Here is a 16,290-nt window from a genome sequence, read left to right on the forward strand (position 1 = left end):
ATTACATTTTAGTTTTTACTTGATAATTCAGCCATTTTAAAGGCGTTATACATGTTAACCATTTTTCCTGATTTTGAAAGGCTAGAAAATGATTTTACATTTTCAGCATCGCCACCCGCAGCAACCTGAATGTTAGTACTTACACCGGTTTGCATAATGATTTGTTTGATCTGAGCTGCAGAAAACTGTGGGTAGTATGAGCGCAACATAGCTGCTACACCTGCAACTTCTGGAGCTGCCATTGAAGTACCTTGTAAAAAGCGATATTCATTTCCCGGTACTGTTGACCAGATTTGAACCCCCGGTGCAAAAACATCAACGTTAGATTTACCGTAGTTTGAGAAACTAGCAACCAACTTACCACCATAAATATCATTTAATGCACCTACCGAAATTACATTGTCAGCAAACTCGGTAACATTGTCTAACTGATCGTTAGGGTAAACAGTATCACCATTATCCAGGTCAACACCCTCATTACCGGCAGCATTTACAATCAACACATCTTTTTTAGCTGCATATTTGATTGCGTCATAAACCCACTCGGGATTGGTTGCAAAATACTTACCAAAACTGGTGTTGATCACTTTTGCCCCATTATCAACAGCATAACGTATTGCCAATGCGATGTCTTTATCACGCTCATCACCGTCTGGCACTGCACGTACACTCATGATCTGTACATTGTTTGCAACACCGTTCATCCCTACACCATTATCACGCTCTGCCGCAATAATACCGGCAACGTGCGTTCCGTGCATCGCAGATTCAGGATCTGGACCGATAACATTATTATTACCATAGTTGGTATCTTTTATATCATCAGGATTGTCTCCAAGAGCCGCACGGTAATTTCCGTTTAAATTGTAGTTGTTATTCAAACGATCTGCCATACTCTCTAATTGCTCACCTATCATAGTGATAAACTCAGGGATCGTATCTTCATAATTAAGCATCTGTGTTAAGATAGCTTGGTTACGCTGCTCCATATCTGTTGCAGCTTCTAAAGCCTCCACTTCTTCTGCAGTATAATCTTCTTTACCTAATTTTTGAGAAACAGCGGTATGCGCACTCTTAACAGCAGCAAGTATTTGCTCATATTGTGTTTTTTGCTGAATTAGCTCCTCTTTTTCGGTTTCAACTTCTTTTTTCGCTTTGGTATAGGTCTTAAAAACTTCTTTTTGTGCCGAAGGAATCTGTTCTAAAGTTTTCCCTTTAAACTGCGCATCGTATTTCTGAACGATTCTACTTTTTTCTAACTGCTCCTGAACGATATCTCCTAAGAAATTCCATCCATGTACGTCATCTATATATCCGTTTTTATCGTCATCGATTCCGTTTCCGGGAATTTCATCAGTATTGGTCCAGATTACTGCTTTAAGATCTTCATGCTCAATATCTACACCGCTATCAACAACTGCAACAATTACCGAAGCACCTTTTTCTTTTATAAGTTCGTCATAGGTTTTTTCAACACTCATTCCGGGGATGGTGTCTTCTTGAATGTCTTTTGCAGGCCAATCTTTAAGTTGATCTTCAGATAAATCTGAAACTTTTAAAGGAAGTTGATCTACGTTTTCTGCAGGGATGCTTATTAAAGGTGCTGTAGTATCACAGCTTGACATAAGCAAAGCAGCGCTAAAGGCTGCAAGAAATATTCTTTTCATTTCTTAGGGTTATTTGTTTAAATTTTGATTCTTAAACCTGAAATAGGTTGAGGTATTTTTCTATAATTTCTTTAAAGCCTCACTTTTAAAGAACTTCTGCAATATTAAATTTTTCAGATAAGCGCACGCCTTTTTCAGTATGTTTTACCGTTATTATAGGATTATGTGCATCGTGCTGTAACCAGAGGTAATACTCTTGATCTGCTGCTTTATTCAGAAAGGATTCTTTTTCGCCCAAAGTCAACAAAGGTCTGGTATCAAAACCCATCACATACGGTAAAGGTAAATGTCCTGCAGTAGGTAATAAATCTGCTGCAAAAACCAGAGTCATATCATTGTAGGTTATATGGGGAATCATTTGCTTATCAGTATGACCATCTATAAATAAGATACCAAAATCTAATTCTGACGTTTCGGTGAAGCCCTTTTCAGGCTTATCTACAAAACGAAGCTGGCCGCTTGCTTCGATAGGTAAAATGTTTTCTTTTAAGAAGGAAGCTTTCTCACGGGCATTGGGTTTTGTAGCCCATTCCCAATGATCTTTATTACTCCAGTAGATAGCATTTTTAAAAACAGGAACTAATGTTTTACCATCTTCTGCCCATTTTATACAACCGCCGGAGTGGTCAAAATGCAAATGTGTTAGAAAAACATCGGTAATATCATCTGGGTGAAACCCTTTTTCTTTCAGTGAATTTTCTAATGTAGCTCCACCCCAGGGATGATAATAACCAAAGAATTTTTCGCTTTGTTTATCACCCATTCCGGTATCTATTAAAATAAGTCTGTTGCTGTGTTCTATAAGCATACAACGTGCACCAATATCTATCATATTGTTGCTGTCTGCAGGATTTGTACGCGTCCACAACGTCTTAGGAACTACACCAAACATAGCACCGCCGTCTAATTTGAAGCTGCCGGCATCTATCTCGTGTATTGTCATAAAGTATTGATTCTAGAACTTATGATAAGTTCGTCTATTAGAAGTTTTATTTTTCTGAGGAAAACCTCAAATTATCCCTATTCACAAGGGTAAAGTCTTGCAAATTACTAAAACGGCGTTAAATCAAATTTTCTGACCGGTGTAATTAAGCTATATTTAACAAAGAATGAATCGTATGAGCTTTAAAATCGAGTAATAAAGCCGTATCATAGCAAAAAATTGAATTCATGTTAGAATTAGGAGGAATCATTATTTTGGGCATACTGGCTCAATGGGTTGCCTGGAAATTTAAAATACCGGCAATTTTACCCCTTATATTAATCGGACTTTTTGTGGGTCCTATATCCACACTTTTTACCTACGATGGGTCTAAGTGGATAGAACCGATCTGGGATGGTGAAGTAGGTATTTTTCCCGGGGAGCGGCTGTTTAACTTTGTATCACTCGCTATTGGAATAATACTTTTTGAAGGCGGACTTACCTTACGCTTTAGCGAGATTAAAAATGTAGGGCCGGTTATTACCAAACTTATTATCATAGGTTCGCTGGTTACCTTTTTTGGAGCCGGCGCTGCTGCGTATTATATTTTTGACCTAAGCTTAAGAATTTCTTTTCTTTTTGCAGCCTTGATCATTGTAACGGGACCTACCGTTATTACCCCCATTCTGCGTAACATTCCACTTAAAAAAGATATATCTACCATTTTAAAATGGGAAGGAATTCTCATAGATCCAATTGGTGCACTCGTTGCCGTATTGGTTTTTGAATTTATCAGCGTAGGTGCCGGTAGCGAGTTTACGTTGACGGCATTAGAAGAGTTTGGTAAGATTGTTCTTTTTGGTTTCACCTTCGGTTTTACGTTTGCACATGCTTTAGCGCTGTGTATCAAACGCAATGTGATTCCACATTATTTATTAAATGTATTTACGCTGGCTTGTGTGCTGGGCGTTTTTGTACTTTCAGATATGTTTGCCCATGAGAGTGGATTACTTTCTGTAGTAGTTATGGGGATGGTTATGGGAAATATGAAATTGCCCAACATCAAAGAACTGCTTTACTTTAAAGAATCATTGAGTGTTCTACTAATATCACTTTTATTCATCCTGCTTTCTGCTAATATTGAAATGCAAGACCTGTATCTGGTTTATACCTGGAAGGCAGCCTTGCTCTTTGCAGTTGTAGTTTTTGTACTTCGACCAATAGGAGTTTTCCTGAGTGCAAAAGGTTCTGGTTTAAAGTTTAATGAGAAACTTTTTGTGAGTTGGGTAGGACCACGTGGTATTGTTGCTGCGGGTATTGCTTCTCTCTTTGGTTTGCAACTGGTGAGCGAAGGTGTAGAAGGAGCAGAATACATCACACCATTAGTATTTATGATCGTGCTGGGAACCGTTTTATTAAATGCGACCACTGCCCGACTTTTTGCAAAAATAGTAGGTGTTTTCCTTACAGAATCTAAAGGTATTGTGATCATAGGTGCTTCTAAAGCTTCTCGTATTATAGGTGAATATCTAATGCAAAACGGGCGTCACGTTGTACTTGTAGACAGCAACAGTTATAATATCGAAAAAGCAAAAGAACGCGGTCTGGAAGCTATTGAAGAAAGTATTTATTCTGATAGTTTGATGAATAATATTGAGCTGAATGATGTGGGGTATTTAATGGCCTTGACCGGAAACGGAGATATTAACGATTATGCGATAAACCGCTTTAAAGATGTCTTTGGAGAAAACGGATCGTTTAGACTGATCACACCAGAAGAAATGAGAAGTTCTGATGCTTCCCCACAAGAAGGACTCTTCTCTCCTACTGACGATTTTATACGTCTTACTGAAGTTGCCCGTGCACATCCTACAATCCAGGAAATTGAAATCGAATCTAAAGAAGCCTTTGAAAGACTGGTCAAAAGCACGCGAGCTGACAAAAATAGTATTCCGATTTTCTTGAAGAAAGAATCTGGTGAACTCGAAATTCTTAAGTCTAATCTGGATGAGGTAGATGTAGATAGTTTTACGGATACGAAGTTGGTTTATTTGGGTAAACCTTTTGATCCTGAAAAAGTAGCCGTGGCTAAAAAAGAAGTTGAAGAGTCAGATATTGATTTGTAAGAAATAGATTGGCTTTGAAGTTTTAAAGGGTGCTCACGAGCATCCTTTTTTTGATATATCAGATTTTCAGTCTATTAAAATTTTATTAACGCTTGGTTTTTAAGTATTTGATTAAAAATAGTTGAGTAACTTTCTACAAAACATTGTCATGAAAAACAGACGTACTTTTCTTAAAAACACCACACTTGCGTTAGCCGCAACCACCTTGCCACTACCTTACTTTGCCTGTTCAAAACCTCAGAAAAAGCTTGGTATTGCGCTTTTAGGTTTAGGGGGTTATGCAACTAATAATCTCGCTCCTGCCTTGATGCAAACAGAGTATATAGAATTGCGCGGTATCGTAACCGGAAGCCCTGAAAAGATTCCGGTTTGGCAAGATAAATATGATATTAAAGATGAGAATATTTATAACTATGATACCTTACCTGAGATTGCAAACAATCCCGAAATAGATGTTGTGTATATTGTAACACCTACTTTTCTTCATAAAAAATACGCTGTGATGGCTGCTAACGCGGTTAAACATGTTTTTTGCGAAAAACCGATGGCAATGACGGTAGAAGAATGTGAGGAAATTATCGCAGCTTGTGATCAAAACAAAGTTAAGCTCGCTATCGGGTATCGTATGCAACATGAAGAGAATACCCAAACCATTATAAAATGGGCAGACACAAAACCTTATGGAACTTTAGAAAATGTACATACCGAAGCTGGATTTAGAATTGGTTCAAGCGGTGGCTGGCGTTTAGATGGTGCTAAAGGTGGTGGTGCGATTTATGATATGGGCGTATACCCTATAAATGCGATGCGTTACGCAACGGGATTAGAGCCTGTCTCCCTTACTGCCACACATGAAACAGAGCGACCCGATTTGTTCTTAAATGGTGCTCCTGAGATTACGTACTTTGATCTGGAATTTCCTAACGGAATAACAGCTAAAGGTCGGGTTACCTATGCAGATAACGTCAATTTTCTAAAAGTGAATTGTGCTGATGGAAACTATGAGTTATCACCTTTTCAGAGTTATAACGGCGTTCAGGGAAGTACAAGCGATGGTAAAACGCTGGCTCCGTGTAACTGCAATCAACAAGCGATACAAATGGATGACGATGCGCTGTCAATACTGAATGGTAAACCTGTGATAGCTCCCGGTATTGAAGGATTACGCGATATTCAAATTGTAGAAGCTGCTTTAGAATCCGGTCGTAATGGTGGTAAAAAAATAGAACTGAAACAGTACTAAATAGAAACACCCTTACAGAACTACCGTAAGGGTGTTTTTTTAGATTGTATTATTTCAAAAAGATTATTCTTTCTTAGCGGAAAAATATTCTGAGATTACCATTAAAATCCCCACTACTGCACCAATGGCTAATAACCAAACCGCAAGCTGATTTTGATTTGCAGCCGTCCATTGACTGATAGCTCCGCAAATAATGATCAGGCCAAGCCCTATGAGTTGAATACGCTTCATTTAATCGTTCAGTTTCAATACCGCCATAAATGCTTCCTGAGGAATTTCAACATTACCTACCTGACGCATACGTTTCTTACCTTTTTTCTGCTTTTCTAAGAGCTTTCGCTTACGCGAAATATCACCACCATAACATTTTGCGGTAACATCTTTACGAAGTGCTTTTACGGTCTCTCTTGCAATAATTTTTGCTCCGATAGCCGCCTGAATAGGAATATCAAATTGTTGACGTGGAATGAGTTCTTTCAATTTTTCACACATCTTTTTACCAATGTCGTATGCATTGTCTTTATGCAGTAAAGCCGAAAGAGCATCCACAACATTTGCATTCAACAGGACGTCAACTTTTACAAGGTGTGAAGCACGCATTCCTATTGGGGCGTAATCAAATGATGCATAGCCTTTAGACACCGTTTTAAGACGATCGTAGAAGTCAAAAACGATTTCTGCCAGAGGCATATCAAAGTTCAATTCAACACGCTCTGGAGTCAGATATGTTTGGTTTGTGATCTGGCCACGTTTTTCAATACAAAGTGACATAACGGGTCCTACAAAATCTGCTTTGGTAATGATCGAAGCTTTAATAAAAGGCTCCTCTACACGATCCATTCCAGAAGGGTCTGGTAGATCTGAAGGGTTATTAACCAGTATCGGTGTTTCTTTATCTTTTATAGTATAGGCTTGATACGATACGTTAGGTACCGTAGTGATCACGGTCATATCAAACTCACGTTCCAGACGTTCCTGAATGATTTCTAAGTGCAACATTCCTAAGAATCCACAACGGAAACCAAAACCTAAAGCAGCAGAACTTTCGGGTTGAAAAACCAGAGAAGCATCGTTTAGCTGTAGTTTTTCCATAGAAGAGCGTAAATCTTCATAATCTTCAGTATCTACAGGATAAATACCGGCAAATACCATAGGTTTTACGTCTTCAAAACCTTCAATCATATTGGTAGTAGGATTTTTAGCATCGGTGATGGTGTCCCCTACTTTTACTTCTTTTGCTTCTTTTATACCGGTAATGAGGTACCCCACATCACCTGTTTTAATCACTTTTTTAGGAGTTTGTTTCAGGTTTAACGTTCCTACTTCATCTGCATAATACGTTTTTCCGGTAGCCATAAACTTGATATGCTGCCCTTTTGTGATCTCCCCATTAAGCACTCTAAAATAAGTTTCTACTCCTCTAAACGGGTTGTAAACCGAATCAAAGATAAGCGCCTGCAAGGGTTCATCAACAACACCTTTAGGAGCCGGAATACGCTCGATAATAGCATTTAATATTTCCTGAATTCCCAAACCGGTTTTTGCACTGGCAGGTATCACATCTGAAGCATTACAACCTAGAAGATCTACAATATCATCGGTAACTTCTTCAGGATTTGCACTAGGTAAATCTACCTTGTTCAACACCGGAATAATTTCTAGATCATTCTCTAAAGCCAGGTATAAATTAGAAATAGTCTGCGCCTGTATACTTTGTGCAGCATCTACGATAAGCAACGCTCCTTCACAAGCAGCGATACTTCTAGAAACCTCATACGAGAAATCTACGTGACCCGGAGTGTCAATAAGATTTAAAATATAAGGCTCACCGTTGTGCATATAATTCATCTGAATGGCGTGCGATTTAATGGTAATACCGCGCTCACGCTCCAGATCCATACTATCTAATAATTGCTCTTGTTTTTCACGTACAGTTACAGAGCCGGTAGCATCGAGTAAGCGATCTGCCAGAGTACTTTTACCGTGATCAATGTGAGCGATAATGCAAAAATTGCGAATGTTCTTCATAGACGTTCTTCATCAATGTTCGCACTAAGCGAACTTTAGCCTGCAAATATACAGTTTAGGTTATGCATTTTCTAATAAATATATTTTCAAACGAAATAGGGGCTTTATTGCTAAAAATCTGTTGTTTAATTTTACTTTAACACTGATTTTACATTAGTTTTGAAAATATATGAAGTATCCCATATTATTCTCCATTTTCATTACGCCTTTTGCTCTTTTTGCTCAGTCAAATGATGTAGAAAGCAAGGTCTTAGATGATAAAAAAAAGGCCATTGGTTATGCAAACGTACTGCTCCTCAAGGCAGCAGATTCCAGTTTTGTTAAGGGTACTATTAGTGAAGAAAATGGAAGCTTTATTTTTAATGATATTGCTCAGGGTAGTTACATTATTAAAGCCAGTTTTATTGGCTACACAGATGTATATAGTGACATTTTTGAAGTTCAAAATACAGTTGAGCATCCTCCCTTAATTTTAGCAGAGAATCCAGAGTTTTTAGACGCTGTGACCGTTACAGCAAAACGCCCTGTGATACAGCGTAAAATTGACCGCTATATTTATAATGTTGAGAATACTGTTGTATCATCGGGTACTACTTTCGATATTTTAAAACGCACTCCCGGAGTTATCGTCAATCAGGGACAACTTTTAGTAAAAAACAGCCCAGCCCAGGTATATATAAATGATAGAAAGGTTTATTTAACCAGTGATGAATTGCAACAACTGTTAGAAGGTTTTGCAGGAGTTAATGTAAAATCTGTTGAGGTAATAACCACGCCTCCGGCAAAATACGATGCAGAAGGAGGAGCGATCCTAAATATTGTTACCTCAAAAAATCTTTCAATAGGCTATAAGGGAAGCATTAACGCTTCTAATACAGTTGGAATCAAACCAAAATATAATGCAGGAACCAGCCAGTACTACAAAACCGACTGGTTGAATGCGTATGCCAGTTATAATTTTAATTCGCGTTTTGACGTAAAAACAGACGAAGGATTTGTTCAGTTTTACAATGCTAACGGAAGTGAAAAAGCAACTTGGGTAGATCTTTTTAGACGGGATACCCGCACCATCTCGCACAGTTTAAATACGATTTTAGATTTCACATTGAGTAAGACCGAATTGTTGAGTTTTAGTGCCAATGTGTTACACACACCAAAGGCAAATTCAGACATTACCGGAAAAACCGAAACGTATAATCCGCAAGGACAATTAGATTCATTATACACTACGAAGAGCAGATTAGAGAATCAAAACGATAATTTGCTATTGAATCTGAGTTATGAAAAACAGTTGGGTGAAAACGGTGCGAGTTTATCTGCAATTGCCAATTATATAGATTATACTAACGACCAGACCCAAACTGTTGCTACGCGCTATCTTTCGCCGCAAGGCAATCTCTTAAATGCGAATGCATTCAATACCATACCTACTCAAAATTCTAAGATTTATACCGGTCAGTTAGATTATACCGGTAATTTAGGCAGCTGGGCATTTGAAGCCGGCGGAAAGTTTTCCGGGATTAATTCTGAAAGCAGACAAGAGTTTTTTAATACTGCAGGAAACGTAAGGGATACTGATGCGATACTCAATGATAATTTTGACTATACCGAAGCTATTTACGCATCCTATTTCAGCTTTGCTAAAGATTGGGAAAAATGGAGTATTAAAGCCGGTCTGCGCGGAGAATACACCGATGCAAACGGAAACTCCAGGACTCTGGGTATTGTAAATACTCAGGAATATTTTGAGCTTTTCCCAACTATTTACCTGATAAATACTCCTTCTGATAATCATTCTTTTGGAGTTGAATACAGCCGTAGAATTGACCGACCGCGTTTTCAGAGTTTAAACCCGTACCGGTATTTCTTAAATGAAAATAATTTTCAAGAAGGAAACCCTAATATTCAACCGGCAATCGCAAACAAAGTTAAACTATCGTATTCTTATAAAAACAAGTTGAGTTTTGAATTGTATTGGGATCGTATTGATAATGCAATGAGTGTATTGCCTTTTCAGGATAATGAGAATTTGGCACTAAGAAGTGTAAACACCAATCTTAATTATGAACAGCAATTTAGTTTTGATGTAAGGTATTCAGAATTTGTAAATAATTGGATGTGGATGAGCGTTTACGCATCATTTTTTAATATGGAAAATGAATTTGCTGCACTTGAGAGTAATGGTACAAATGTAAAGCAAGACATTAACGGAGCTTATTTACAGACTTTAAATTATTTTATACTTGAAGAGGGTTTGACAGCAACAATTACAAATGTTCTAACCTCAAACTTATTGGTAGGTTCTTATCAATACGATCGTCCGCAATATGCTTTAAATATTGATATTCAGAAGACTTTTATGAATGGTCGTTTAATAGTTAATTTAGGTTCTGAGGATGTTTTCAATACCAACAATATTCCGCTTACTTCAAGATATTTAAATCAGAATAATTCTTTTTTTGCAATGCCTGAATCTCAAAAGATACGCGTAGGATTGCGGTATAAATTCGGAAATTTTAAGTTGAACGATAACAGCAGAGAAACTTCTGTAGAAGAAGAAACGCGCCTTCAAACAAATTAGAAGGCTTCCTTATAATTTTTCAACTGCTATACTTACCGAAACATTGCTTAATTTTGCCCCCGATAATCGGGATTTAAATAGTTTAAGGTTGGTCTTGAACTAAAAACTTCACGGTATTAACAGCTTCGGCTCTGCGTCGAGGCATTTCATTTAAAAAGTATTGCTTTGGCTAAAATAGGAGATATAGATGTAGGAGACTTCCCGTTGCTTTTAGCACCGATGGAAGATGTGAGTGATCCACCTTTTCGTGCACTTTGTAAAGAACAGGGAGCAGATGTGGTGTATACAGAGTTTATTTCTAGTGAAGGTTTGATACGTGACGCGGCAAAAAGCGTTATGAAGCTAGATATCTATGAGAAAGAGCGCCCTGTGGGCATTCAGATTTTTGGAGCTAATCTGGAATCCATGCTTCAAAGCGTGGAGATTGTTGAAGCGTCAAAGCCAGATATTATTGATATCAACTTCGGTTGCCCGGTAAAGAAAGTAGTTTCTAAAGGTGCCGGCGCCGGAATTTTAAAAGACATCGATTTGATGGTTTCTCTAACGGAAGCTATGGTGAAACACACCAACTTACCCATAACCGTTAAAACCCGTTTAGGTTGGGATCACGACTCGATCAAAATCGTTGAGGTTGCTGAACGTTTACAAGACGTAGGTTGTAAAGCGATCGCTATTCACGGTCGTACGCGAGCCCAGATGTATAAAGGTGATGCCGACTGGAGACCAATTGCTGAAGTTAAAAACAATCAACGTATGCATATTCCGGTATTTGGTAACGGAGATGTTGATACTCCAGAACGTGCTGTAGCAATGCGCGATGAATATGGTTTAGATGGCGCAATGATAGGTCGTGCAAGTATTGGCTACCCTTGGTTTTTTAGAGAGGTTAAGCATTATTTTAATACCGGTGAGCATCTTGCTCCACCCACAATGCAAGAACGTGTAGACGCTGCCCGAAGACATTTACAAATGTCTATAGATTGGAAAGGAGAGAAGCTAGGTGTTTTTGAAACCCGTCGCCATTATACCAATTACTTTAAAGGCATTCCCGATTTTAAACCGTATCGTATGAAAATGGTGACCAGCGATGCTCCTGAAGATGTTTTTGCAGCTTTTGATGAAGTTGAAACGCTTTTTGCTGATTACGATTTTGCTCAACAAACTATTTAATCTACGAGCAATTTAGGTCGTATTGTAGACGAAGCCAAATACGAGGCTAGAATTCCTAAAATTGAAATGGTAAAGAAGACTGCTAAGAAGTTCATCAGTGTAAATTCCATAGGATAGGGAAGTGTAGGTGTGATCATTTTAAGCTGAAATTGTAATTGAGCCCCCACGATCAATGCCCCTAAAAAGATGCCTATAAGTCCACCAAAAACTGTCATCATAGCTCCTTGTAAAAAATAGATTTTCTTGATCTCTTTTAATGAGGCACCCAGACTGTGCAAGGTTTTGATATTCGCTTTCTTATCAATGATGATCATAATAATACTTCCCACAAGATTGAAGAGCGCAATAATCAATACCAGTGTAAAAATCAGATAAACCGCGAGGTTTTCAGCATTCAACATCTTATAAAGCTTGTCATTTAGCTGAAAGCGGGTTTTTACTTCAACTTGATCTCCAAAGAGTTTTTGAACGGAATCTTTAACCGCCAGTGGATCTGCATTTGGCTTGATTTTGAGTTCTAGTGCACTAAGTGTAGAATCATTATACCGCAACAATTGACGCACATATTCCAAATTGGTAAAGATGTATTTCTGGTCAATTTCTTCATTCACCTGAAAGATATCTGAAACTACTAATTGCGAACTGTTAAATGCCTGACTAGGGTCTGTAAACTGGCCGGTTCCCGGTTTAGGAACCATAATGCGTAGTAAGTCTGTATAATTATTAACGCCAAGTGAAAGTATACGAGAAATACCAAAACCTATAGCAGCTACAGGTTCTTCAGGCGTGATCCAGTTTCCGTAAAGTAAGGTACTGTCTATGTTATTGACACGCATATAATTTTCGTCAACACCTTTTACATAAGCGATGTGATTTTTTCCTCTAAATTCAAGAAAAGCCCGTTCTTCAATGATTTGCGTATAGTAAGCTACACCTTCAATATTCTTAAGATCTTCAGCTTGTTTTTTAGAAAAAGAAATGGTTTTTCCGCTTGCGGGAATCACTTTTAAATCCGGGTCAAAAATTGATGAAAAAGATAGGCTGAAATCTTTCAACCCTGAAAACCCAGATAACACGATAAATAGTGCAGCAGAGCCGGCAATAATACTTATAGCCGAAATCAGGGTAATGATATTTATAGCATTGTTACTGCTTTTTGTAAACAGGTAACGTTTTGCGATAAATACTGAAAACTTCAAAAATGTGGTCTTATGATTTTTTACGACGCGGAAGCAAATCGGGATTTTCTATAGGATCTTCAGTTCCTTTTAAAGACTTGTCAATACCGTCTATATACTCCAAAGAGTCATCTATAAAAAACTGAAGTTCAGGCATACGACGCAACTGATGTCTGGTACGGTTTGCAATTTCGTGTTTGATAAAAGGCTTTACAGCTTTAACCTCTTTGAGCATAGCTTCGGCCTGAGTATGCGGAAAAACACTCATATACACTTTAGCCTGAGATAAATCTGTAGTTACATTTACTTTACTAACAGAAACAATGATGCTTTTAGCGCCGGCTTGCATCAATGCTTTTTGAATCACATCTACCAAGTCACGTTGCAGAACACCTGCTACCTTTTTTTGTCTGTTTGTTTCCATACTGCAAAAGTACGTTTTTTCTTATTGCATTTACTTTTGCACTTGTGTCATTTACTCGATGATCGAGATTTAAATGCTCCGATTCCCAATAGCTACCGGTATGTTTCGTTCAATTTGATGTTTGGTGGGCTTGCTCTAATGTAGTTTACTATCTTTCTACAGTTTTAATACCGTCAAGATGAAAAAAATAGAACATATAGGGATTGCAGTAAAAAGTCTTAAGGACTCTAATTTGATGTATGAGAAGTTACTGGGGGTAAAGCCCTATAAAGTTGAAGAAGTTCCTTCTGAAGGCGTAAATACTTCGTTTTTTAAAATGGGAGAAAGCAAGATAGAATTGCTTGAAGCGACTGCAGATACTAGTGCAATAGCAAAATTTTTAGAAAAGCGTGGGCCTGGAGTACACCATATTGCCTATGCGGTAGAAGACATCAAGCGGGAGTTGAAACGCCTGAAATCTGAAGGTTTTGAATTGATTAACGATGAGCCTAAGAAAGGAGCAGATGATAAATGGGTAGCTTTTTTGCATCCCAAAAGTACAGATGGTGTTTTAATAGAATTATGCCAAGAAAGAACACCTGAAAAAGATAAGGACGAATAAATGCTTGTAGTAAATAAAAAATAATGTTATTTTTGCGCCCGCTTTGATGCTGAAATATGCATTGCAAGCTGGTCCTATAGCTCAGTTGGTTAGAGCACCTGACTCATAATCAGGTGGTCCCTGGTTCGAGCCCAGGTGGGACCACTAGTAAATACTAAGCCTCAGAAGATTTTGTCTTCTGAGGCTTTTTTCATGTGCAAGTGATTTGCAAACAACTTCATTTTTAATAAAAATCCAACTTATTTAGGGTCAATTGATTATTAATTCAATCAACTCTACTGAAAAGTTGATTTCACTTCTGTGGAATTACTACATTAGACTGGACATAGCGTTGAATGAATATTATTGCAAGTTGTTAATTTATTAATTAGGAGACGTAAAGCCAAACAGTACACCTTAGAGTTTAAGCAAAAAGCAGTAGAATTAAGTTATGCCTCATTAGTACCCCAGGCCTCAGACAGCCAAATGTCATTTCCAGTATCATTACCTTCCTCAAAACCCGGAATACTGCTGTGGAACCCGACACCAATGCTAAGCTTTAATTGGCTTTGTATTAACACCCAAAACGTTAGTAAGGATTATTTTTGATGCGCTCAGAAACCAAAAATTAAGGGATAGGGTAGTTTTAGAGCGGTCGTGCAAAAGGCTGTAGCTGTTTGCCGGGATCCCATCGAATAGAACGCTTAAAATACGGTTATGCTCTCGACGCTTAAGAAAATTTTAAACAGTATCGCTTTAATACCTTCGGTATTGGCACTGTGTTTTATGCTTATCGCGATTCTTCAAATTGGGATCGCTATTCCCGTCCCCGAGGATTCCATGTTGAGCGGTTTGGTTATTACCGAAAAGGCTGATGTACAGTTTATACTCGCGTTTATCATTGGAGGGATTTTTACCCTTACCATTTTTAGCTATACTATGGTGATGAATGTATTAAACCGAAACATCAGTAATTATTCGCCACGCCTTATTCCCCTGCTACTTGCTGAAAAACACCATCAGTTGGTTCTGGGTTTCAGTTCGGGTACCATCATTTACGCCTTGATCCTGGCAATCCCCATCGCCAGTTCCCATACCGACAGCTTTCCCAAACTGGCAGCGAGTCTGGGTGTATTTTTTGCCATTATCTGTGTGTTTTTGTTTATCTACTTTATACATACGGTTTCCCAGAGTATTCACATCAATTATGTTTTAAGTCAGGTATTTATACGTACCGAAAAAAACATGTTGAAGCAGCACAAGACCCACGAGGATTTTCGCATTCCCGCAGGAGACGCTCCCTATAAAAACAGGTTTTCTTTAGGGAAGGCAGGCTATCTGCATCAGCCGGAATTTGATAAACTCCTCACTTTTTGTCAAAAGGAAACTATTGAACTCTGCTTGCTCCCCTTCCCGGGTCAGTTTATAAATCGGGAGAAGGTGCTGTTTACCTATAAGGGCGATCTTTCCAGAGAAATATTGCAGCAGCTTTCTGAGTATTTTGCGGTAGATCACGAGGTGCCTTTAAGTGTTCCCGAAACCGGATTTAAACATCTGGTGGAAGTGGCGGTAAAAGCCATGTCCCCGGCCATTAACGATCCGGGAACTGCTAAATCGGCTCTGGATTACTTTGCGCAGCTGCTGGAGTTACGCAATGCCTATCCCTATTATGCTTACGATACCCTAAAAATATCTCAGGAGGTCACCCGTAGCCTGGTATCTCAACAGAAATTGTTGAAGTACTGCTTTACAGAACTGGAACCGTATTTAAAAGACGATCCTCTTCTGATGGATTATTTACAGCATATAAAACACCGCAACGACTTAGCGGAATAAAAACGGAAGGCCGATTAAAGTGATCTCCCCCTGAAGTTCGGTGTACATGCATCGCTTTATATCCATCCAATTGCGGGAACAGAAACTATGTTAATGAATTCTTAAATTCAGGCGTTTAAAATGCCGTTTTCATACACTCTTCATACACTATCCTAGGCTTTGCTATGCCTTTGCCTGGGAGTTGCCTTGCTTCAGCCTTGATTTTGACCTGTCTTTTACGCTAACCTGTTCTCTCATACACCAGCTCTGCAACAACCATCTCGAAGCCAGAAAACCACTATATGCTTCAACATTTTTACCATTATGAACCCACATTCACCCACAAAAAGTGTGGTAAGCTGTGGTTGGAGTGTGGTTGCACTGTGGTAGCAGTGTGGTTGCACTCGACCTTATCTAAGAAGTCAGATATCTCTAATCAGCTATCAAATCATCACGATGCGTTCATTATAACCGTCTAAAACCGTACTGGGTATGGGTTAAACAAATTTGGTAGTCATTAAACTAGTATGCCCTAGCATCTCCGATATTGCTTGCA

12 protein-coding genes and 1 tRNA gene are annotated in these 16,290 nt (G+C 38.5%); 7 read left to right on the forward strand and 6 right to left on the reverse strand.

What is annotated here, in order from left to right:
• Positions 1-8: 8 nt before the first annotated feature.
• Both DSM02_RS02185 and DSM02_RS02190 read right to left on the reverse strand, forming a co-directional pair.
• On the reverse strand, positions 9-1,667 hold the full coding sequence (locus DSM02_RS02185; protein ID WP_128764105.1) for a S8 family peptidase: 1,659 nt from the start codon (positions 1,665-1,667) through the stop codon (positions 9-11).
• A gap of 85 nt (positions 1,668-1,752) precedes the next feature.
• The gene (locus DSM02_RS02190; protein WP_128764106.1) at positions 1,753-2,610 is read right to left on the reverse strand and encodes an MBL fold metallo-hydrolase; all 858 of its coding nucleotides are present in this window, start codon (positions 2,608-2,610) and stop codon (positions 1,753-1,755) included.
• Between the two features lie 227 nt (positions 2,611-2,837).
• Between DSM02_RS02190 and DSM02_RS02195 the strand changes: the two genes are divergently transcribed.
• Both DSM02_RS02195 and DSM02_RS02200 read left to right on the forward strand, forming a co-directional pair.
• Positions 2,838-4,715 (forward strand): cation:proton antiporter, encoded by a 1,878-nt coding sequence (locus DSM02_RS02195; protein ID WP_128764107.1) that lies wholly within the window; start codon positions 2,838-2,840, stop codon positions 4,713-4,715.
• 148 nt (positions 4,716-4,863) lie between these two features.
• Positions 4,864-5,958, forward strand: a complete 1,095-nt coding sequence (locus DSM02_RS02200) for a Gfo/Idh/MocA family protein (RefSeq protein ID WP_128764108.1) — start codon at positions 4,864-4,866, stop codon at positions 5,956-5,958.
• A 63-nt stretch (positions 5,959-6,021) separates the two neighbouring features.
• Here DSM02_RS02200 and DSM02_RS20280 read toward each other — a convergent pair whose 3' ends face one another.
• On the reverse strand, positions 6,022-6,189 hold the full coding sequence (locus tag DSM02_RS20280; protein WP_161567043.1) for a hypothetical protein: 168 nt from the start codon (positions 6,187-6,189) through the stop codon (positions 6,022-6,024).
• Complete coding sequence (gene lepA / locus DSM02_RS02205) at positions 6,190-7,986, reverse strand: translation elongation factor 4 (protein WP_128764109.1); 1,797 nt, start codon at positions 7,984-7,986, stop codon at positions 6,190-6,192.
• A 169-nt stretch (positions 7,987-8,155) separates the two neighbouring features.
• Between lepA and DSM02_RS02210 the strand changes: the two genes are divergently transcribed.
• Positions 8,156-10,567, forward strand: a complete 2,412-nt coding sequence (locus DSM02_RS02210) for an outer membrane beta-barrel protein (RefSeq protein ID WP_128764110.1) — start codon at positions 8,156-8,158, stop codon at positions 10,565-10,567.
• Between the two features lie 165 nt (positions 10,568-10,732).
• The gene (gene dusB, locus DSM02_RS02215) at positions 10,733-11,737 is read left to right on the forward strand and encodes a tRNA dihydrouridine synthase DusB (RefSeq protein ID WP_128764111.1); all 1,005 of its coding nucleotides are present in this window, start codon (positions 10,733-10,735) and stop codon (positions 11,735-11,737) included.
• On the opposite strand, the gene DSM02_RS02220 is transcribed toward dusB, so the two are convergent.
• Positions 11,734-12,936 carry an ABC transporter permease gene (locus tag DSM02_RS02220; RefSeq protein WP_128764112.1) on the reverse strand — a complete coding sequence of 401 codons (1,203 nt, stop codon included), beginning with the start codon at positions 12,934-12,936 and terminating at the stop codon, positions 11,734-11,736. The genes dusB and DSM02_RS02220 overlap by 4 nt on opposite strands.
• Before the next feature lie 10 nt (positions 12,937-12,946).
• A complete protein-coding gene (gene rbfA, locus DSM02_RS02225) occupies positions 12,947-13,339 on the reverse strand; it encodes a 30S ribosome-binding factor RbfA (RefSeq protein ID WP_073095826.1) in 393 nt (130 codons plus the stop codon).
• 178 nt (positions 13,340-13,517) lie between these two features.
• Between rbfA and mce the strand changes: the two genes are divergently transcribed.
• The 3 genes from mce to DSM02_RS02245 all read left to right on the forward strand — a co-directional run bounded on the left by mce (position 13,518) and on the right by DSM02_RS02245 (position 15,755).
• The gene (gene mce / locus DSM02_RS02230; protein ID WP_128764113.1) at positions 13,518-13,940 is read left to right on the forward strand and encodes a methylmalonyl-CoA epimerase; all 423 of its coding nucleotides are present in this window, start codon (positions 13,518-13,520) and stop codon (positions 13,938-13,940) included.
• A gap of 70 nt (positions 13,941-14,010) precedes the next feature.
• Positions 14,011-14,084, forward strand: a tRNA-Ile gene (locus tag DSM02_RS02235).
• Positions 14,085-14,636: 552 nt separating this feature from the next.
• Complete coding sequence (locus DSM02_RS02245; RefSeq protein ID WP_128764115.1) at positions 14,637-15,755, forward strand: DUF2254 domain-containing protein; 1,119 nt, start codon at positions 14,637-14,639, stop codon at positions 15,753-15,755.
• Positions 15,756-16,290: the final 535 nt, after the last annotated feature.

This window comes from Leeuwenhoekiella polynyae (genome assembly GCF_004104075.1).
GTDB classification, from domain to species: Bacteria; Bacteroidota; Bacteroidia; order Flavobacteriales; family Flavobacteriaceae; genus Leeuwenhoekiella; species Leeuwenhoekiella polynyae.

Coding starts and splice junctions, on each gene's coding strand:
- DSM02_RS02185 (WP_128764105.1), bottom strand. CDS start 1,667: ATGAAAAGAATATTTCTTGCAGCCTTTAGCGCTGCTTTGCTTATGTCA.
- DSM02_RS02190 (WP_128764106.1), bottom strand. CDS start 2,610: ATGACAATACACGAGATAGATGCCGGCAGCTTCAAATTAGACGGCGGT.
- DSM02_RS02195 (WP_128764107.1), top strand. CDS start 2,838: ATGTTAGAATTAGGAGGAATCATTATTTTGGGCATACTGGCTCAATGG.
- DSM02_RS02200 (WP_128764108.1), top strand. CDS start 4,864: ATGAAAAACAGACGTACTTTTCTTAAAAACACCACACTTGCGTTAGCC.
- DSM02_RS20280 (WP_161567043.1), bottom strand. CDS start 6,189: ATGAAGCGTATTCAACTCATAGGGCTTGGCCTGATCATTATTTGCGGA.
- lepA (WP_128764109.1), bottom strand. CDS start 7,986: ATGAAGAACATTCGCAATTTTTGCATTATCGCTCACATTGATCACGGT.
- DSM02_RS02210 (WP_128764110.1), top strand. CDS start 8,156: ATGAAGTATCCCATATTATTCTCCATTTTCATTACGCCTTTTGCTCTT.
- rbfA (WP_073095826.1), bottom strand. CDS start 13,339: ATGGAAACAAACAGACAAAAAAAGGTAGCAGGTGTTCTGCAACGTGAC.
- mce (WP_128764113.1), top strand. CDS start 13,518: ATGAAAAAAATAGAACATATAGGGATTGCAGTAAAAAGTCTTAAGGAC.
- DSM02_RS02245 (WP_128764115.1), top strand. CDS start 14,637: ATGCTCTCGACGCTTAAGAAAATTTTAAACAGTATCGCTTTAATACCT.